16 protein-coding genes are annotated in these 20,218 nt (G+C 36.0%); 15 read left to right on the plus strand and 1 reads right to left on the minus strand.

All coding sequences use genetic code 11. The features are described from left to right. The first annotated feature begins 37 nt into the window (after window positions 1-37). Together Q763_RS14170 and lipB are read left to right on the plus strand one after the other, a co-directional pair. Window positions 38-778 (plus strand): hypothetical protein, encoded by a 741-nt coding sequence (locus Q763_RS14170; protein ID WP_157499452.1) that lies wholly within the window; start codon window positions 38-40, stop codon window positions 776-778. Between the two features lie 113 nt (window positions 779-891). Further along, a complete protein-coding gene (lipB, locus tag Q763_RS14175) occupies window positions 892-1,620 on the plus strand; it encodes a lipoyl(octanoyl) transferase LipB (protein WP_035135455.1) in 729 nt (242 codons plus the stop codon). On the opposite strand, the gene Q763_RS14180 is transcribed toward lipB, so the two are convergent. Continuing rightward, window positions 1,621-2,226, minus strand: a complete 606-nt coding sequence (locus Q763_RS14180; protein ID WP_035135457.1) for a ribonuclease HII — start codon at window positions 2,224-2,226, stop codon at window positions 1,621-1,623. 202 nt (window positions 2,227-2,428) lie between these two features. On the opposite strand from Q763_RS14180, the gene Q763_RS17565 reads away from it, so the two are divergent. The 13 genes from Q763_RS17565 (at window position 2,429) to Q763_RS14245 (ending at window position 20,172) form a co-directional block, all read left to right on the plus strand. Further along, window positions 2,429-4,351, plus strand: a complete 1,923-nt coding sequence (locus Q763_RS17565) for a S8 family serine peptidase (protein ID WP_084596076.1) — start codon at window positions 2,429-2,431, stop codon at window positions 4,349-4,351. A gap of 242 nt (window positions 4,352-4,593) precedes the next feature. Continuing rightward, the gene (locus Q763_RS14190; protein WP_035135458.1) at window positions 4,594-7,662 is read left to right on the plus strand and encodes a SusC/RagA family TonB-linked outer membrane protein; all 3,069 of its coding nucleotides are present in this window, start codon (window positions 4,594-4,596) and stop codon (window positions 7,660-7,662) included. A 12-nt stretch (window positions 7,663-7,674) separates the two neighbouring features. Further along, a complete protein-coding gene (locus tag Q763_RS14195) occupies window positions 7,675-9,192 on the plus strand; it encodes a RagB/SusD family nutrient uptake outer membrane protein (protein ID WP_035135460.1) in 1,518 nt (505 codons plus the stop codon). Between the two features lie 18 nt (window positions 9,193-9,210). After that, window positions 9,211-10,053 (plus strand): hypothetical protein, encoded by an 843-nt coding sequence (locus Q763_RS14200; RefSeq protein WP_035135462.1) that lies wholly within the window; start codon window positions 9,211-9,213, stop codon window positions 10,051-10,053. Between the two features lie 32 nt (window positions 10,054-10,085). Beyond that, complete coding sequence (locus Q763_RS14205; RefSeq protein ID WP_035135464.1) at window positions 10,086-10,931, plus strand: hypothetical protein; 846 nt, start codon at window positions 10,086-10,088, stop codon at window positions 10,929-10,931. Window positions 10,932-11,096: 165 nt separating this feature from the next. Continuing rightward, a complete protein-coding gene (locus tag Q763_RS14210; protein WP_232297530.1) occupies window positions 11,097-13,022 on the plus strand; it encodes a putative porin in 1,926 nt (641 codons plus the stop codon). Between the two features lie 77 nt (window positions 13,023-13,099). Next, the gene (locus Q763_RS14215) at window positions 13,100-14,461 is read left to right on the plus strand and encodes a pyridoxal-phosphate dependent enzyme (protein WP_035135468.1); all 1,362 of its coding nucleotides are present in this window, start codon (window positions 13,100-13,102) and stop codon (window positions 14,459-14,461) included. Between the two features lie 46 nt (window positions 14,462-14,507). Further along, window positions 14,508-15,020, plus strand: coding sequence for a 3'-5' exonuclease (locus tag Q763_RS14220; protein ID WP_035135470.1), 513 nt, complete (start codon window positions 14,508-14,510; stop codon window positions 15,018-15,020). 38 nt (window positions 15,021-15,058) lie between these two features. Next, a complete protein-coding gene (locus tag Q763_RS14225) occupies window positions 15,059-16,327 on the plus strand; it encodes a DUF2851 family protein (RefSeq protein ID WP_035135471.1) in 1,269 nt (422 codons plus the stop codon). A gap of 30 nt (window positions 16,328-16,357) precedes the next feature. Then, complete coding sequence (locus Q763_RS14230) at window positions 16,358-16,585, plus strand: hypothetical protein (RefSeq protein ID WP_035135473.1); 228 nt, start codon at window positions 16,358-16,360, stop codon at window positions 16,583-16,585. A 28-nt stretch (window positions 16,586-16,613) separates the two neighbouring features. Next, a complete protein-coding gene (locus tag Q763_RS14235; RefSeq protein ID WP_035135475.1) occupies window positions 16,614-17,498 on the plus strand; it encodes a ComEA family DNA-binding protein in 885 nt (294 codons plus the stop codon). A gap of 17 nt (window positions 17,499-17,515) precedes the next feature. Further along, a complete protein-coding gene (locus Q763_RS14240) occupies window positions 17,516-18,658 on the plus strand; it encodes an acyl-CoA dehydrogenase family protein (protein ID WP_035135477.1) in 1,143 nt (380 codons plus the stop codon). A 161-nt stretch (window positions 18,659-18,819) separates the two neighbouring features. Next, on the plus strand, window positions 18,820-20,172 hold the full coding sequence (locus Q763_RS14245; RefSeq protein ID WP_035135479.1) for an alpha-amylase: 1,353 nt from the start codon (window positions 18,820-18,822) through the stop codon (window positions 20,170-20,172). Window positions 20,173-20,218: the final 46 nt, after the last annotated feature.

The raw sequence follows: 20,218 nt of genomic DNA on the forward strand, positions 1-20,218 counted from the left end.
TATCTTTGACTTAAGATTAACAAAACAAACACCAATTATGAAAACAAGATTTTTTTACGGGCTTAGCCTGTTAATGCTGATGTTTGCCACATCGTGTAATTTTACCGAAAGAGTTACAGTTAAAGATGACGGGAGTGGGCAAATGAGCCTGGAGGTAGATGCGTCTCAGTTGATGGCTATGGCCGGAGAGGAATTGGCTAAAGATGGAGGGGAGAGGAAAGATTCTACTTTTACCTTTAAAGAGATTCTGGATGAGAAAAGAGATAGTATAGCGAAGTTGCCGAAGGCAGATCAGGAGAGGTTAAAAAAGCTTGAGAATTTTAAGGTACATATGATGATGGATCCTAAAACTTCTGAATTCAAGATGGATATTTTTACCGATTTTCAAAAGGCAGAAGATATTACCGATATCATGCAGGCTTTTAGTGAGCTTAATAAGATGAATAAGGCAGGTGGCGCTCCATCGGGAATGAGTTTAGAGAAAAAAGAGTCTGATGTTAAGTATTTTTATGATGGTAAGAAGTTTGTAAAAACCATAAAGCCTGCTAAAGCAAAAGAGGAAGAGAAAAGTGATGAAGATGCAGCGGGTGAAGAGATGATGAAATCGATGTTTGAAGAGTCTACCTATACTGTTATTTATCAGTTCCCAAAACCCGTGAAGTCTGTTTCAGATAAATCGGCAGTGATAAGCGATGATAAAAAAACGGTAACGGTTACATACTCTTTGTTGGATTATTTTGATAAGCCGGAAGATATGGGGCTTGAAGTTAAATTTTAATAGAGATTTAAATGATATTGTTAAACCGGACAGACTTAATAGATGTCCGGTTTTTTTATAGGGTTAAACCGCGAGAAGTTTTGTAATTTTGTAATGAATTAGATATTACAGCTATGAATAAGCAGGTGCAGTTCCTTGATTTAGGAATGAAAGACTATAAAGAGGTTTGGGATTTTCAGGAAACCCTTTTTAGCGGTATACTTGATGTAAAGGTGAAAAACAGGCGTGAGGAAAAAAATGATGCTACGCCAAATTACCTGTTGTTTACGCAGCATCCTCATGTTTATACATTAGGTAAAAGCGGAGATATGCAAAACCTATTGCTTAATGAAAAACAACTGGCAGATAAAGGAGCTACTTTTTATAAAATAAACAGAGGTGGTGATATAACTTATCACGGGCCCGGTCAGGTGGTAGGTTATCCTATATTGGACTTAGAGAACTTTTTTACCGATATACATAAATATCTTCGTTTTTTAGAAGACGTGATTATAAAGGTAATGGCAGATTATGGTCTTGAGGGAGTTAGGAGTGAAGGAGAAACCGGAGTTTGGCTTGATGTGGGTACTCCGTTTGCCCGTAAAATATGTGCTATGGGGGTAAGGGCTTCACGCTGGGTAACCATGCATGGTTTTGCTTTTAATGTGAATGCTGATTTAGGGTATTTTGATAATATAATACCCTGTGGGATAAAAGATAAGGCTGTAACTTCTCTTAATGTAGAATTAAGAGTAGATAAGGTGGATGAAGAGGAAATTAAACAGAAAATACTGAAATATTTTACAGAGCTATTTGCAGCAAAGATAGTTAATGCTGAAGAAGAGGTATTGTTGAGGGTTTAATTAAATCTCGAAGTTAATTTCAAGTTGATCGGGCAATAACCTGAAAGATTTACGGTGGTATTTTGTTATGCCATATTTTTTAATGGCTTCACGGTGTTCAATAGTAGGGTAGCCTTTGTTTTTCTTCCAGTTATACATAGGGAATTCTTCATGAATTTTGTTCATGTACTCATCTCTGTAGGTTTTTGCAAGTACTGATGCTGCAGCAATGCTAAGGTATTTTCCGTCCCCCTTAACGATGCAGCTGTAAGGTATGTTGTTTACGGGTTTGAATCTGTTGCCGTCAACTATTATGTATTCCGGTGTTGGGGTTAGTTTGGTAATGCAGTTTTGCATTGCTTTTATTGAGGCGTTTAATATATTTATTTCGTCAATAATCTCTGGCTCAATATTTGTAACATGATAACATAAGGCCATTTCTTCAATAATTGGTCTTAGTTGATCTCTTGTTTTCTCGTTAAGTTTCTTAGAATCGTTCAGGAGTTTTAGTTCAAAATTATCAGGTAAGATAACTGCAGCTGCTGTTACCGGCCCTGCAAGACATCCGCGACCGGCTTCATCGGTGCCGGTTTCTAAAGAGAATTCTGAAAATTTTAGGGATAACATAAATCGGGAAATGTATTTTTTACGTATAAAATTATACGCAAATGTAATTTAGTTACGTTAAAATTAAAATTAATATAGGTTAATTTCTAATTATTTATATTTTTGCTTTTCTTTTTAAAAAAGGTTTTGAAATCTTTTGGTTTTGAGATTCTTGTAAAGAAAAGGTCTATTGGTTGTTTATTATTAAATTTTTAAAACAGTTATGAAAAAAAATACTGTATCAGCTTTAATGCTTTTGTCGATCGGGTTAATGGCAGGTTTTTCTGCTTCAGCTCAAAGTACGCCAGAGCAAAGAGCTAAGATAGTTAGCCACTACAATCAGGCTGAAGTTAAAAAAGTAATTGAAGGGCTTGAAGAGGAGAATTTGAGAAGTTATGAGAGAGCTCTTGAATTAGCGGAAGCGAATGGCTGGCCGTTAAGAGTTACTAATAAAAATGGTGTTGTTGCACGTTTAATGGGTGTTACCTCTCATGATGAACCTATTTACAAGGCTTCTGATAATAATTTAGGGCAAAAAAGTAGTGCGGCGACTTCGATGGTTACACATATTAGAACCGGAGGAGATATGGGTCTTGACCTTAATGGTTCGGGTATGCTTCTTGGGATGTGGGAAATTGAAGGTTGTTTAGATGATCATGAGCAGTTAGTTGGTAGAGTTACTATAGGTGATAATGCTGCGTTTAACGAAGAGGATTTTGAAGCTTCGGGTCACGCTACACACGTTGCCGGTACTCTTATTGGGTCTGGTGATGGTGATATTGGTGCCAGAGGACTTGCATATCAGGCAGACTTATTAGCTTATGAAGCTTCTTTTGATAATAATGAGGCTCTAAGTGCTGCAACAGATCCAAATATTGCGCTTCTTGTTTCTAACCACTCATATGGTATACCGTTAGAGAATGCAGCAAGCTGGATGCCTGGAGCATACTCTAGTGAAAGCCGTGCGTGGGATCTTATTCATTATGCAGCTCCTTATTATCAGGCTGTAATATCTGCCGGTAATGATAGAACGGGTGAAACCAGTGATTTGCTTATTGGTAATAAAACATCTAAAAATGCTATTGTTGTTGCGGCGGTTAAGGGTGTAAGAGATGTTCTTGCAGATCGTGAAACTAATGATATTGTGATGACTTCTTTTAGTAGTTATGGTCCAACGGATGATAAGAGGGTTAAGCCGGATATTGCTATGAAAGGTGAAGGTGTTTATTCTTCATATCCTACTGCGGGTGGTGGTAGTGGTTATGCTACATTACAAGGTACTTCTATGGCTTCACCTGGTGTAGCGGGTACTCTTATTTTGTTACAGGAACATTATTATGATACTAATGAGGAGTACATGCGTGCAGCTACTCTTAAAGCATTGATGATTAATACTGCAGATGAAGCGGGTTCTTGGGATGGTCCGGATCATAAGTTTGGTTGGGGATTAATCAATGCTCAAAGAGCAGTAGAGGTTATTGATAATAATGGAGTAAGCTCGCTTATAGAAGAGAATGTTTTAAATAATGGAGGTACATATACTAAGCAGGTAACTGTGCAGGGAATCCAGCCTTTAAAGGTAACTGTTGTTTGGACAGATCCTGCAGGTGCTACTTTGGAGCAGGCGAACCAAAATAATCCAAGACTTGTTAATGATATTGATGTAACGGTTAAAAAAGTGGGAGATGTATTTCCTGTATATCCGTGGATGCTTTCTAATAATGTGTTAACACCTGCTGTAAGAGGTGATAATGATAGGGATAATGTTGAATATGTTGAGGTGACTGATGTTACTCCTGGTGTTTATACTATTGAAATTAAACATAAAGGTAGTCTTAGTGGAGGTTCTCAGGCTTATTCGTTAGTAGTAAACGGTATAACAGATGAACTAAATGTTGTAGATAATCAATTTAACAAGGTGGCTATTTATCCTAATCCTGCTACTGATGTTATTAATATTGATATGGGGTCGTTAGGTCAGCCATCTGAGGGGAGTGTTGTTATGTATGATTTACAGGGGCGTATTGTAAGACAATTTGATTATGTAGTTAGTACTATAAATGTTTCTTCTCTTAATGCGGGTATGTATGTTTTAAACATCAATTATGATGGTTATACAGAAACAAAAAAAGTAATAGTTAAATAATATTTTATTTAACAGGTTAAAAATATGTTAACAACTGAAAAACTGCCTTTTAGGCAGTTTTTTTTGTTTTTACAAAAAACCTACGCAACCTTTTAACAAAAAAGGTATCTAATAACTATATGATTAGCAAATTCTTGATAATGCAATTTTGCGTCTATTTAACATTATTATTCCGAAGTAATATTTGTTTTATTAATAAATTATTAAGAAGTTTGCGGTTAACTAACTCAAATTAATAAAGTATGAGATCGAAGTTTACTTGGATTATGACGCTTTTAATGGCGTTGACAATTAATTTCTCTTTTGCGCAGGAGAAAGTAGTGAGTGGTACGGTGTCAGATGCGACCGGCTCTCTTCCAGGCGCTAGCGTATTTGTAAAAGGGACTCAACGTAGTGCTCAAACAGACATTGATGGTAATTACTCTATCAAGGTTAATGTAGGGGAAACTCTTGAGTTTTCTTTTGTAGGATACGAAACCCAAACTGTTCAGGTTGGGGCGCAAAATTCTTATAGTGTTACACTTGTAGAAGGTGGTACAGTACTTACTACAGTTGTAAAAGACGTTTACCGTAGTATAACTAAGGAAAAGTCAGCTATGGCTGTTGCTGGTATTACAGCTGAGGCTATTGAGGATAGAGCGAATGCTTCTGTTCTTCAAAACTTACAAGGTCAGATAGCTGGTCTTAATATTGGTACAGGATCTGGGCAACCAGGTGCTGATAGTACAATCATTCTTCGCGGTATTGGTACAATTAATGGTAACGTAGAGCCGTTATTTGTTATTGATGGTGTACCGGTAGATGAAGATGGTTTTAGAAGTATTAACCAGAACGATATTGCTTCTGTTCAGGTTTATAAAGATGCTGCGGCAACTTCTATTTATGGTAATAGAGGTGCTAATGGTGTAATCGTTATTACTACTAAAAGAGGTGGTTATGATGAGAAGATGGAGTTTAGGTATACATCACAGTTTGGTTACAGTGAACTTCAGCCGTTAAATATGGAGTTAATGAACTCAAAAGAGTTGCTAAGCTTCCAGAAAAGAGTTGGTGATGGTTTTGGAGCTTCTTTGTCTGATGCTGAGATTGATTTACTTTCTAAGCAAAACAATACTTATTGGTCAGATATATTCTTTAGAAAAGGTGTTACTCAGTCTCACAACTTGGCTATTACTACAGGTTCAAAGAATACAAATAACTTTACTTCTTTAAGTTACTTTGAGCAAGATGGTATTTTTATCAATACAAACTTTAAACGTTTTAGTGTTAGAAATAACTTCTCTGGTAAATCAGAGGATGGTAAATTTAATTACTCATTCAACTTTAGTGGTAACTTTTCTAGATCAAATGGTGTAGATGGTGCTGGTTCAAATGCTATTTACTTTGCTCCTTTTAGAGCTGCTTTACATGGTTTACCATATTTATCTCCATATGATGCTGATGGAAGTGTAACAAATACAGGAAGTCTTGTTTATGGAGATCCTTCTTCTATTGCGGTAGATAAAGCTCCTTATGTACTACTTAACTCTGTTCATATGAATACAGATGTTGAGGACGAAATTAAAATTCTTTCCAGCTTTGCTGCAGATTGGAATTTTGCTAAAAACCTTACTGCAGGTTTCCAGATGGGTATTGATTTTTCTGGTTTCAGAGCTCTTGAAATCTTACATCCTAACAGTATTTTAGGTCCTTTCCAGGTAACAAGTTCTGAAGGTTATGCTCAATACGGAGGTATTCATAGTGAATCAACCAGTAGAGATTTTAGATTTAACTCTGTTGCAAGATTAAACTATAACAATCAGTTTGGAGATCATACAATTGATGCAACTGTTTTTGTTGAGTATAATAAAGCACACTTAGATGGTATTAACTTCGCTCAAAGTGGTCTTGATCCAAGGTTAGTTGGTACAGGAGCAGCATTTATTGATGGTACTGTAGTTGAAGGAGATGGTCAGCCATATGTTCCAACTGTTGGGTCAACTAAAGTGTCTGAAGGGTTATTCTCTTACTTTGGTAACTTTGATTACGATTACAAAGGTAAATATGGTGTTACTGCAACTGTAAGACGTGATGCTTCATTCCGTTTCATTGATGATAACAAATGGGGTACTTTTTGGTCTGTAGGTGCTAGATGGAATATTGATCAGGAAGATTTCTTTAAAAATAATTTTAAAGGTGTTGATCTTAAAATTAGAGGTTCTTACGGTACATCTGGTAACCAGCGTATAAGTAATGCTCAATATAGTTCGTTAAACTTAACTCGTAGTTTATATGGAGTAGGTAGTAATTACGACGGATCTATAAGTACAGTTCCAACTCAAATTGGTTACACTGGTTTAAGATGGGAGCAAACAGCTCAAACTAATATAGGTGTTGACTTTGGTGTATGGGAAAATAAACTTTCAGGTAGTGTAGATGTTTATAGAAAGCGTACTACAGACCTGTTCCAAACTACTCCTGTGTCTCCTGTTAATGCTACTGCAGCTATCAATACTAATATTGGTTCTATGGAGAACAAAGGTGTTGAGGTTACTTTAAAGTATAATGTATTCCGTAATGAAGATTGGACAATACTTGTTAATGCTAATACTTCATATAATAAAAACTTTATCAGGGATTTACCGGATAGTTACAATGGTTTAGTGTTTAGTAATGGTTCTACTTCGTTAATTGAAGGTTCTGCATTTAATACTTTCTATGTGGTTAAATATGCAGGTGTTAACCCGGCAAACGGTAATCCTTTATTCTATACTGCAGATGGTGGTTTAACTGAAACTCTTGATGATTCTGATAGGGTTGATACAGGTAAATCTACATACCCTGCATGGCAAGGTGGTTTTGGTACTGTTGTGAAATATAAAGGTTTTGAATTTAGTACTCAATGGAGTTACTTTGCTGATCTTTACAGAAACAACCTTGATTATGCTGAATTAGAAGAAACTAGTGTGATTAGTGATGGTTCTAACAGGGTAGCAAGTACAGCTACAGCATGGCAAAATGTAGGCGATATAACATCTGTTCCTAGAGTAGGTAACGCTTATGGTGCAGTAGATTATATCAATTCAACTGATAGATATTTAGAAGATGCATCTTTCTTAAGACTTAGAAATGTTTTATTCGGTTATTCATTTAGTGATGAGTTATTACGTGATTTACCAATTTCAGGTTTAAGACTATATGTTCAGGGAGAGAATCTTTTAACTTTCTCTTCATACAGAGGTTGGGATGCTGAAGCTGGTTTCCGTTCTACAGACAGGGGTAACTATCCAACTCCTAAGATTTATACTTTTGGAGCTGTAATTAATTTCTAATAAAAGACAACTATGAAAAAAATATTAAGAATAAGCTTACTGGCAGCTATCGTAGGGATGACTTCCTGTGAAGATGCTACCGATATAGTTCAGGAGTCAGAATTAACCGAAGAAGTTGCATTTCAGACAATAACCGATTTACGTACCGGTTTGTATGGAGTTTATGCAGCGTACAGCCCAGATGCTGGAGGTAATGGTAGTGGAGATCAGATTTTATTTAATGATCTTTTTACTGATAACTTAAAGAGAGGTTTTGCAAGCTCAGGTCAGGGTAACCAAACTTATAACTTTATCCTTCAACCGGGAAGTAACTTTCCAACAACATTATGGGGAGGAAGATATGCGGTTATTAACTTTTCAAACAGGGTTCTTAGAGCTTGGGATAGAATATACCCAACACTGGAAACTGCTGAGGAAAGAGTAGAGGCTGAAGAAATTAAAGCTCAGTTATTAGCGATGAGAGGATTTTGTCACTTTGAAATGATGCAATATTTCGTTTCAGATTATCAAGATTTAACTGCTCCTGGTATTATCATTATGGACTTTGTTCCTGAAGTACTGGATGTATTTCCTCGTAATACTGTAGGTGAAGTTTTTGAATTCATCAATAATGACCTAGAAGAAGCAGCTTCTTTAATGGGGGCTGATTTTGATACTGTTGATGCTTATGCAGGAGCAGCCGGAGAACAGAAGTTTTACGTTAATCCTGATGTAATTGTAGCAATGAAAGCTAGAGTCGCTTTGTTTGAAGGTGATTACACTACTGCTTTAAACAATGCTAATAAATTAATTGACGGAGTAGATATAGAAGGTTCTTACAGTCTTTCAGATACAGATGATTTAACATCTTTATATGTAGAAGATAATGTTGAAGCAACAGAGTTGATTTTTGCTCTTTCTCGTCGCCAGGGTGATAGTCAGATTATGAGTCTATATTCTGCAAATGGTGCTGGTATTAACGGAAGTCCATTCTTTGAAGTTTCTAACAGTTTATTCAATACATTATCATCTACTGATATCAGAAGATATATCCTTATTCACACTCAAAGTGTTATTCAAGGTTTTAACTCTCCGGATAACGTTCTTCTTCAAGGTAAGTACTTGGGGTCTAGTGATAATGCATTTATTAATGACGTTAAGGTTTTCAGACTAGCAGAGATGTATTTAATCAGAGCTGAAGCTCAGGCACGTGCAGGTAACTTAAGTGCTGCAGCTACTACGGTTAAGGCTGTAAGAGATTCTAGGTTACTTAGTGGTAGTGCTACTCTACCTACTTATGCTAACTTAAATGCTGCATTACAGGATATTTTACTTGAGAGAAGAAAAGAATTTGCTTTTGAAGGTCACAGATATCTTGACTTAAAGAGAATAGGTACTGAAATTGGTGTTGGTGTTAGTAGAGAAAGTGTAGACTGTGCTTCATTTAGTGCAGACTGTGATTTAGCTCCAACGAGCTATAAGTTTACTTTGCCTATTCCTAACTCGGAAATAAGTGCAAACCCTACTATACAGCAAAATCCTGGATACTAAAATTTAAAAAAAAAGAGTATGAAGAATTTATTAAAAATATTTTGTCTGGCTGCTATCGTTGCTTCGTGTGATGATGTTGAGCCAACGGTTTTCAATGGTGAAGACCCATCAAATGTTACTCTATTATCATTCTCAAGTGATGTTTACTCATTACCTGTGGAAAGAGATGCAAATGGTGCTACTACTATTACTTTTACCTCAAGTACTTTATCTAATTCAGACAGAGTTTACAATATTGAAGTAATTGCAGGTACTGCTAATGCCGCTACTTACAACGTTCCTGCTACATTAACTATTCCTGCAGGTGAGTATGTAGGTACTATGAGTATTACCGGTCAGGATAATAACCTTGTTGATGAGGAAATCAAAGACTTCACAATTAAAATTCCTGATACAAATTTTAATGGAGAGTCTCTAGGCTTTAGTGAAGCTCAGGTTAGAGTATATGAAGTTTGTCCTCTTCTTTCAGAATTTACTGGTAGCTATACTGCTTCTGCAGTAGAGTCAATGTTTACAGATCCTGTAATTTTTGATGATTCAAATGTTACGCTTTCTGTAGGAGATAATGATTATGAGCGTGTTTTTGATATTAACCCTTATCCTGGTTATGTTGGTTCTTCAAGAACTGTAAGATTAAACTTCCAGTGTGATTATGTTAATTTAGGAGGTGTTGTTCAAACAGGTCTTAGATGTAATGACGATGGTGATCTTCAATTTACTTGGGGACCTGCTGATACTGATAATCGTGCTCCTTACAATACAGAAGATGATTCGACTATTAATGTTAACTTTCTTGAGAACACTACCAACGCTTGTGGGTATGGTCCAAATCAAAGTTCGTTTATGTTAACTAAAAACTAATTAAGATATAGTAAAATAAATAAATTTAAATTATGAAAAAATTTATATGTGGTTTATTAGGTTTTGCAGCTATATCTTTAACTAGCTGTGATTACCATGATCCTAATGCCGATAAATTCGGTAACGATTCAGCATCAGGATGGGTTCAGTTTGAAAGCAACGGAGCGACTTATGCTAGTGTACCTCAGGGTACTAAATCTACAATAACTGCTTCAATTCCTGTTTCAATCAAGTCTATTGATATAATAGATTTAAATGGTAATGCAACAGTTAATAATCCTGTAAATGAAGGATTAACGGTTTATTATACAGTTGAAGATATTGATGGCTCATCATCATTTATAAACATACCTGGATCTGTATACGTGCCAAAAGGAGAGTTGAGTGCTAACATCACTTTTACGGTTCCTGCTTCAGCTCAGGTTTCTTGTTCTCAATTCAGAGTAACTTTAACATCTACAAGTAATGCTAATGTTACTGTAGGTTTTGAAGATAACGATATTGCTACTCATGATTTTGTTGTAGGTGCTTATGATTTAAGTTCAATGGTAGGTACTTATAATGCTTTACTAGATGGTGAAGATCAGTATCAGTGTAACGTAACTCTAGGTGCAGAGGCAAACTCTTTAATTGTTAGTAATATTTATGGCATTGATGCTAGTTCTCAAACTACTATTTATGTTAATGAGGATGGAAGTGTTACTTGGCCAGATTATGAAAGTAACTTCTTGTTAACTAATGGTAATACACCTATCTATGTTGAAGGTAACGATGGTGTTTCTACTTGTTTAAATGGAGGTACTCTTTCTCTTAACTTTAGATTAAGAAGTGCTACTACACTTTATGCTAATAATAGTCTTGTATTAACTAAGCAATAATATAGTGTAATAGAATAAAACTTTTTTATATAAGTTAAAAACCCGCTTTATAGCGGGTTTTTTTATATGTTTATATATCTTTAAAAAATTATCTTTGTCAGAAATTCCAAATATTCAATGTTGAAGAAGCATTTCATTTTGTTGTTGTTTTTTTTTCCTGTGGTGATGTTTTCGCAAATAAGGGAAAAAGGAACTGTAAAACCTAAATTAACCACTACAAGCCAGCAGGGGGCTTCGATGCAGTCTGATAATAATACTTCGACTATCAAATCTTCAGTAAGTAAAGTTTCAGATTCGATAGCTACAGTTGATATGTATAAGATAATTACTATTGACAGAGATACTACTTATGTAGATACTACGTTAACTGTTCAAAACGATTATAAAGCTAATTATTTAAGGAAAGATAATTTTGGATTATTAGCTTTCCCTAATGAAGGGCAAACGTATAATGTGTTAGATTATGGGCTTACTGAATATAATGCTTTTCCGGATTTCGGGTTTAAAGCAAAACACGCAGCCTATATGGAGGTTAATGATATAAACTATTATCATGTGCCTACACCATATACTGATTTGTTTTATAAATCAGTTTTGTCACAAGGGCAAATAATGGATGCCTTAGTTACTCTTAATACCTCAGATAACTTAAATTTTGCTGTAGCATATAAAGGAATACGTTCAATAGGTAAGTATATAAATTCTATTTCCAGTAACGGAAATTTTAGGTTTATAACCAGTTATAATACTACTGATAAAAGGTATGTTTTAAAACTACATTTTACAGGTCAGGATATTTCCAATCAGGAGAACGGAGGTATTACTGATGTTGATTTTTTTGAAAGTGGTGAGCCACTTTATACAGATAGGGAACGACTGGATGTTTATAATAAAGATGCAACATCTTTAATGAAAGGTAATCGCTTTTTTGTAGATCATACTTTTAGGTTAAGTAAATCGAATCCAAACAGTTTGGTTTTTCATCATCAGTTTAATTATGAGAATAAATCATTCCTTTATACTCAGCCTACGGCAAACCAAAGGTTTGGTGATTTTTATACTTCATACATTAATAATAAAACCCGTTATAACAGGTTGTACAATATGCTTGGAGCTGCTTACAGCAATGAGGATATTGGTATGATTGAGTTTTATCTTGAAGATTATACCTATAATTACTTTTATAAGAGAATCATTTTTGGTGACAATTTTATACCAAACGCTATTAATGACAGGATTAATACATATGGTGCGCGCTATACTTATCATAAAGATAAACTTAAGGGTTCTGTTTTATTTTCAAACTCTATAACTAATCAGTCATTGGCTAATATCCAGGCATCGGCCAGGTATACTTTTGATGAAAAGAATGTTTTAAGTTTTAGGTATCAAAACATGAACAAACTGCCGAATCTTAATTACAGGCTATATCAAAGTGGCTATATAGACTACAACTGGTTCAATGAATTTAAGAATGAAAAAATAAACAGTTTTGAGTTTGAAGCAAAAACCAAATGGCTTGATGCTTCCATGCAGTATACTGTACTTAATGATCATTTGTATTTTGAAAGGAATGAAGTGGCTTTTGATGAAGATGAGATTGAACCTGTTATTGTTAGCCCTACACAGTATGACGGTACTATAAACTACCTTTCCATTAAGGCGGCCAAAGAATTTAAGTTTGGGAAGTTTGGACTGGATAATACAGTGCTTTATCAAAATGTTACCCAAAGTGATAAAATACTTAACGTGCCTGATTTTATTACCCGTAATACATTCTATTTTTCTGAACACTTATTTAAAAAAGCTTTGTTTATCCAAACCGGTGTTACTTTCCAGTATTTTACTAAGTACTATGCTAATGATTACAACCCTTTACTGGGTGAGTTTTATGTTCAGGATAAGAGAAAGATTGGTGATTTTCCTTTAATGGATTTCTTTCTTAACGCGAAAATCAAGACTTTTAGAGTGTTTCTTAAATACGAACATTTCAACTCCTCGTTTTCGGGATATAATTATTTCTCGGCACCAAGCTATCCATATAGAGATGCTGTTATTCGCTTTGGGGTTATTTGGGATTTCTTCTCCTAAGAATCTTTTCATTAACTGTTTTTTTAACATTATCTGTATATCTTTGTCCTCATATTCAGGACCCATTAATTATTGAAATGAAATACGCAAACAATATACTTGAAACCATTGGTAACACACCTTTAGTGAAACTTAACAAAATAACTAAAGAGGTAGATGCTTTGGTTTTGGCTAAGGTAGAAACGTTTAATCCGGGTAATTCTGTAAAAGACAGGATGGCCGTAAAAATGATAGAGGATGCCGAAGCAGACGGTCGCCTAAAACCGGGAGGTACTATTATCGAAGGTACATCGGGTAACACGGGTATGGGGCTTGCTCTTGCAGCAATCGTTAAGGGGTATAAGCTTATTTGTGTTATTTCAGACAAGCAGTCTAAAGAGAAAATGGATATCCTTAGGGCTGTTGGAGCTAAGGTTGTAGTTTGTCCTACAGATGTAGAACCAACAGACCCGCGTTCATACTATTCGGTTTCAAAAAGACTTTCGGAAGAGACGCCTAATGCATGGTATGTAAACCAGTATGATAACCCTTCTAACACGTTAGCGCATTATGAGCAGACAGGTCCGGAGATATGGGAACAGACTGAAGGTAAGATAACGCATTTTGTTGTTGGTGTTGGTACAGGCGGAACCATATCGGGTGTTGCTAAATATCTTAAAGAGCAAAACCCTAATGTTAAGATATGGGGGGTTGATACCTATGGTTCGGTTTTCAAAAAATACCACGAAACAGGAATATTTGATGAGAACGAAATTTACTCTTATATCACAGAAGGTATAGGTGAGGATATTCTTCCTAAAAATGTAGACTTTTCGCTTATAGATGGTTTTACTAAAGTTACCGATAAAGATGCTGCGGTATTTACCAGAAGACTGGCTTTAGAAGAAGGTATATTTGTAGGTAACTCTGCCGGGGCTGCTATAAAGGGAGTACTTCAGTTAAAAGAAAACTTCAAACCGGAGGATGTTGTTGTTGTATTATTCCATGATAGCGGTAGCCGTTATGTAGGTAAAATGTTCAATGACGACTGGATGCGTGAAAGAGGCTTCCTTGATGAGGAACTTACTAAAGCAGAAGACCTGATTAAAGATCATGCTGATAAACCTCTTGTAGTAGTTAGAACAGAAGAGTTGGTATCTCATGCTATAGAGCGTCTTCGTAAATATAAAATTTCACAAATCCCGGTTATTGATACAAACGGTTTTGTAGGATCAGTAGACGAAACGGATTTGTTTAGAAGCTATGTGGAAGATAAAGATATAGCCGAAAAACCTATTAAAGAGGTTATGGGTAAGCCTTATCCGGTGGTAACAGCAAATACTTCTATTGAGGAAGTTTCAAAGCTTATCAATAAAGACAATCAGGCGGTACTGGTTGATCTTGGTAACGGAAGACACCACATTATAACCAAACACGACATTATAAGTTCAATAAAATAATATTGAGTATATTTGAAAAGAGCCTTATGGCTCTTTTTTATTTGTTATGAGTACGTTTACAGCTATAGATTTTGAAACTGCAACCGGGCATCCTTATAGTGCCTGTGCTGTGGGTATCGTGACAGTTGAAGACGGAGTGATAACAGAGGAGTATTATACTCTTATCCAGCCACCCGATAACCAATACTGGTACAGGAATATTCAGGTGCATGGTATACAGCCAAACGATACTTTACAGGAGTCTACGTTTTACCAACTCTACCCTGAAATAAGAAAACGTTTGTTGGGTAAAAAACTGGTGGCTCATAATGAGGTTTTTGATCGTAATGTACTTTCCAAAACAATGGGGTTTTATGGTTTGGATTACGATGAACTTAATTTAGCGGAAAGATGGGAGTGTACCTGCCGCATTTACAGGAAAAAAGGTTATAAACCGGCTAATCTTAAATACTGCAGTGAACGTAATGGTATAGAACTTACACACCACGAAGCATTGTCTGACGCACGTGCCTGTGCTAAATTATACTTACTGGTACATAATCAAATTAAGCTTTTTTAAGTTTTTTCTGTATTTTAGTGGTTTATAACCACACCCTCATGAAAGAAGACTTCCTGCATTACCTGTGGCAGTTTAAAAAGTTTGATATACTTAATCTGCATACCGTTAAAGGAGAAAAAATAGAGATTATAAATTCCGGACAATACCTGCAACAGGCCGGACCTGATTTTTTTAATGCCCAGCTTACTATTGGTAACCAAAAATGGGCCGGTAATGTTGAGATACATTTAAAATCATCCGACTGGTATATACACAATCATGAAAATGATTCGGCTTACGATAATGTGGTGCTACACGTGGTATGGGAACATGATACGGAAGTATACAGGAAAGATAATACCGAGATTCCTGTTTTACAGCTTAAAGATTTTACTGATAGGGCTGCTGTTGATAATTACAGAATGCTTACCACTCCTAAAACATGGATTTATTGCGAAAAGGAACTGGCGTCTATAAATAGTTTTGTAATGTCTAACTGGAAAGACAGATTGTTTTTTGAACGGTTGGAACGAAAATCAAAACCTATACTGGAACTGGCTGCCGAAGTGACTAACGACTGGGAGGCTGTGTTGTTTTGTTTTCTGGCAAAAAACTTCGGGCTCAATACTAACGGTGAGGTGTTTTATAAACTTGCAAAATCAATTCCGTTTGCTGTGATTCGAAAAGAGGCTTTTGAAGCCGAAAACCTCGAGGCTCTTTTTATGGGTAGGGCAGGTTTGCTTAAAGCAGATAAGCAGGATGTGTATTTTAAGGATTTAAAAACAAGGTTTGACTATATAATACATAAACACAGGTTACCGGAAGTATACTTAGATGAACTCCAATTCTTTAAACTAAGGCCCAATAATTTTCCAACCATACGATTGTCGCAATTGGCACAGTTGTATCACTTACATCAAAATCTGTTCTCTAAACTTATTGAAGCTAATACCCTACAGGAGATATACGACTTGTTTACTTTGCAGGTAAGTGAATATTGGAAAACGCATTATCAGTTTGATAAGGAAAGCACTAAAAAACGAAAAGCCTTATCGTCTGCTTTTATCGATTTACTTATCATTAATACCATAGTGCCGTTTAAGTTTGCATACAACCGCTATATAGGTAAAGAGACTGATGATGAAGTGTTGGATTTACTAACTGTTTTAAAACCTGAGAAAAACGCTGTAATTGATAAGTTCAGGTTTTATAAAGTAGCTGTAGAGTCAGCTTTTGACAGTCAGGCTCTCCTTCAGCTTAAAAAAAAATATTGCGACCATAAAAAATGTATGCAATGTGCTTTAGGGCTAGAGCTTATTAAAAGTTAATTGTGTAAATTTGGAATCTAAACTAAAGCTATGTCATTTGTAACAAACATCAGGCATTTTTTTGAAAGGAACGGCTTTCATGTTTCTGCACGCCTTTCCGACAGGTTGGGTATGAGGGTGACTAATGTAAGGTTGTTTTTTATTTATATCTCCTTTTTTACAGTTGGGCTTTGGTTTGGGGTATACTTAACACTGGCATTTTGGCTTAGGTTAAAAGATGCCGTTTATACCAAACGCAGTTCGGTGTTTGATTTGTAAACAAAACTTTCCCTTAAATTTTTACCGAATGAAAAAGCCTTACGATTTCTTTTTGCGTTTTACCAAACAGCAGCAAAAGGGAGTTGTTGCATTACTGCTTTTAATATTGGTAGTTCAATTAGGTTACTATATATGTGTATCGGTTTTATTTACCGGAGATAAATTTACTTCACAGGAAGAGAGAGAATGGCTCTCTCATCAAACGGAAATAGACAGGCTACAGTTACAAAAGTCTCAAAAGCGTGATACTATTTTTCCTTTTAATCCCAATTATATTTCAGACTACAAAGCGTATGTTTTAGGGATTAACCTCAAACAATTAAATAAGCTAAACGAATACAGGCAGAGCGGTGCATTTATAAATTCGGCTCAGGAATTTCAAAATGTAACAGGTGTTCATGATACTGTGTTGGCTAAATTATCTCCCTATTTTAGGTTTTCCGTTAAACCGATTAGTAAGCAAAGTGATAATGAACAGCATGTTATTCCTGCAATTACTCACAAAGACGAAATAGTTATCATCGATATTAATAAGGCTACCAGTGAAGAGCTAATTAAAATACACGGCATAGGGGATTATTATTCTAAACTTATAATAGAGAGAAGAGAACAATTAGGAGGCTATGTGAGTATGGAGCAAATGGATGATTTTTCTCAAATTCCACAACAGGCTATAATACTTCTTAAAGAACATTTTCAGGTTAAAGAAGTACCTCAAACCTTAAAGATAAATGTGAATAGTGCCTCATTGAACCAGCTGTCCCGATTTCCTTATTTTGATAAAGATCTGGCTCGTGCTATTATTACTCACAGGAGTATGTTGGGAAAATTCGTTAAAATTGAGGATTTGTTAAAAATAAATGGTTTTCCTGTTCAAAAAGAAAAAATAATTGCGTTATATTTGGAATTCTAAAAAAATAATCAGTCAAAATGAATTTTGAATATAACGAAACGCAAAAAATGATCGCTGACTCTATCAAAGATTTTGCAGAGCAGCACATACGTCCTAATATTATGGAATGGGACGAAAAACAACATTTTCCTGTAGATCTTTTTAAGCAGCTTGGTGAGATGGGCTATATGGGGGTTTTGGTTCCTGAAGCTTACGGAGGATCTGGTCTTGGTTATCATGAATATATTACAGTAATAGAAGAAATATCAAAAGTAGATCCGTCAATAGGATTATCTGTGGCAGCACATAACTCATTATGTACAAACCATATCCTTACTTTTGGTAATGAAGAACAAAAAAAGAAATGGTTGCCTAAACTGGCTACTGCCGAATTCATTGGTGCCTGGGGTCTTACTGAACACAATACAGGGTCAGACGCCGGTGGTATGAATACTACGGCTGTTAAAGATGGTGATCACTGGATTGTAAATGGTGCTAAAAACTTTATCACGCATGCTAAATCAGGAGATGTAGCTGTAGTAATTGTTCGTACCGGAGAGAAAGGTGATTCAAGAGGTATGACAGCTTTTGTTTTTGAAAAAGGAATGGAAGGTTTTACCAGCGGAAAAAAAGAAGATAAACTGGGTATGCGTGCCAGCGAAACTGCCGAGCTTATTTTTGATAACTGCCGTATACCGGATGCCAACAGACTAGGTGAAGTGGGAGACGGTTTTATTCAGGCTATGAAAGTGCTTGATGGCGGAAGAATCTCTATTGGAGCCCTGTCATTAGGTATTGCTAAAGGAGCTTATGAGGCGGCTTTAAAATATTCTAAAGAGCGCTACCAGTTTGGTCAGCCTATAAGCAGCTTCCAGGGTATTGCTTTCAAACTTGCCGATATGGCTACTGAAATCGAAGCATCTGAGCTGTTGCTTCATAAAGCGGCTTATCTTAAAAATACAAACCAAAAAGTTACACTTGCCGGAGCAATGGGTAAAATGTATTCTTCAGAGGTTTGTGTTAAGGTTTCTAACGAAGCAGTACAGATACACGGAGGTTATGGTTATACTAAAGATTATCCGGTTGAGAAATTCTACAGGGATTCTAAACTATGTACCATAGGCGAAGGAACTACTGAGATTCAAAAACTTGTAATTTCCCGTAACATTCTAAAAGAATAGTTATTTATAATTTAAATAATTAAAAAAGAGCAACTTATATAAGGTTGCTCTTTTTTGTTTAATTTATTAACATTACAACGTTGTAGTTGAGTTTTAAATAAAAACTTCTTAAAAAATTAAGGTTAATTTTTTAGATTAAATAAAATTTAACCCTTTTAATTATGAAGTACATATCTGTTTTATTGCTTGCTGCGGCTTTTGTAAGTTGTGGCGAGGAAGCGGATGTTGAGCAAGACATCCAGACTAACAATGAAATCCCGACGACCGAGTTTAATACCAAGGCTGCTGGGGGTAAAGTAATGATGCAGGCTTTCTATTGGGATGTGCCTGCCGGAGGAACATGGTGGAATACTGTACAGGGGAAGGTGTCTTCCTGGAGTAGTGCAGGTTTTGATGCTATTTGGCTTCCGCCTGCAACCAAGGCACAAAACGGTGGTTATTCAATGGGATATGATCCGTTTGATTATTTCGATTTTGGTAGCTATAACCAAATGGGAAGTGTAGAGACCCGCTTCGGTTCGCTTAGTGAGATACAGGCGCTTATATCGGCAGCGCATACTAACAATCTTGATGTAATTGCCGATATTGTTGTTAATCATAACAGTGGTGGGGCATCGCAGTACAATCCTTTTACGGGAGGTAATACATGGACTGATTTTCAGCCGGCTTCCGGTATGTTTACAAGGTCATACTATGATTTCCATCCTAACGATTATCATTCGGCAGATGCAGGGGCTTTCGGTGGCTTCCCTGACTTGTGTCATGATAAGCAGTATGTTCAGGACTGGCTCTATAATAATTCCAATTCAATAGCCAAGTATTACAAGAATGTAATGGGTTTTGATGGCTGGCGTTTTGACTACGTAAAAGGTTTTGAGCCTTGGGTAGTGAAAAATTTTAAAAATGCTGTAGGAGGCTTTACGGTGGGAGAGTATTGGGATGGTAATGCTGCTACACTGGAGTCTTGGGCTAATCAGGCGGAAGCCAGTGCGTTTGACTTTGCCTGTTATTACAGGATGCGTGATGCCTTTATGGGGAACGACCTTACTCAGCTTAACGGAGATATGCTGTTAAAGCGTAATTCGTATAAGGCGGTTACATTTGTAGCTAACCATGATACCGATGAAATTTATAATAATAAATTATTGGCATATGCATATATAATGACTCATGAAGGTTATCCGTGTGTGTTCTATAGAGATTATGAGGAATGGCTTGATAAAAATAAAATGAATAATCTTATCTGGATACATAATAATAAGGCATCGGGTACTACATCATATCTGTATGCTGATAACGATGAATATGTTGCCAGAAGAAACGGAAGCCCGGGGCTTATAGTGTATATTAATAATAGTGATTCATGGCAGGAACGATGGGTAGACACCAATTGGGCTAATACGGTTATTAAAGATTATACAGGTAATTCAGGATGGGAGCCAACTACTCAGGCAGACACATGGGTTAAGGTAGAAGCGCCACCACATGGTTATACGGTATGGTCGGTAAAATAAAAATCGGAATTAATTGGTTGGTAATCAAAAAATATTTTATAAGTTT

Origin of the sequence: Flavobacterium beibuense F44-8, from assembly GCF_000769915.1 — a bacterium.
Classification (GTDB): domain Bacteria; phylum Bacteroidota; class Bacteroidia; order Flavobacteriales; family Flavobacteriaceae; genus Flavobacterium; species Flavobacterium beibuense.

Coding starts and splice junctions, on each gene's coding strand:
- Q763_RS14170 (WP_157499452.1), top strand. CDS start 38: ATGAAAACAAGATTTTTTTACGGGCTTAGCCTGTTAATGCTGATGTTT.
- lipB (WP_035135455.1), top strand. CDS start 892: ATGAATAAGCAGGTGCAGTTCCTTGATTTAGGAATGAAAGACTATAAA.
- Q763_RS14180 (WP_035135457.1), bottom strand. CDS start 2,226: ATGTTATCCCTAAAATTTTCAGAATTCTCTTTAGAAACCGGCACCGAT.
- Q763_RS17565 (WP_084596076.1), top strand. CDS start 2,429: ATGAAAAAAAATACTGTATCAGCTTTAATGCTTTTGTCGATCGGGTTA.
- Q763_RS14190 (WP_035135458.1), top strand. CDS start 4,594: ATGAGATCGAAGTTTACTTGGATTATGACGCTTTTAATGGCGTTGACA.
- Q763_RS14195 (WP_035135460.1), top strand. CDS start 7,675: ATGAAAAAAATATTAAGAATAAGCTTACTGGCAGCTATCGTAGGGATG.
- Q763_RS14200 (WP_035135462.1), top strand. CDS start 9,211: ATGAAGAATTTATTAAAAATATTTTGTCTGGCTGCTATCGTTGCTTCG.
- Q763_RS14205 (WP_035135464.1), top strand. CDS start 10,086: ATGAAAAAATTTATATGTGGTTTATTAGGTTTTGCAGCTATATCTTTA.
- Q763_RS14210 (WP_232297530.1), top strand. CDS start 11,097: ATGTTTTCGCAAATAAGGGAAAAAGGAACTGTAAAACCTAAATTAACC.
- Q763_RS14215 (WP_035135468.1), top strand. CDS start 13,100: ATGAAATACGCAAACAATATACTTGAAACCATTGGTAACACACCTTTA.
- Q763_RS14220 (WP_035135470.1), top strand. CDS start 14,508: ATGAGTACGTTTACAGCTATAGATTTTGAAACTGCAACCGGGCATCCT.
- Q763_RS14225 (WP_035135471.1), top strand. CDS start 15,059: ATGAAAGAAGACTTCCTGCATTACCTGTGGCAGTTTAAAAAGTTTGAT.
- Q763_RS14230 (WP_035135473.1), top strand. CDS start 16,358: ATGTCATTTGTAACAAACATCAGGCATTTTTTTGAAAGGAACGGCTTT.
- Q763_RS14235 (WP_035135475.1), top strand. CDS start 16,614: ATGAAAAAGCCTTACGATTTCTTTTTGCGTTTTACCAAACAGCAGCAA.
- Q763_RS14240 (WP_035135477.1), top strand. CDS start 17,516: ATGAATTTTGAATATAACGAAACGCAAAAAATGATCGCTGACTCTATC.
- Q763_RS14245 (WP_035135479.1), top strand. CDS start 18,820: ATGAAGTACATATCTGTTTTATTGCTTGCTGCGGCTTTTGTAAGTTGT.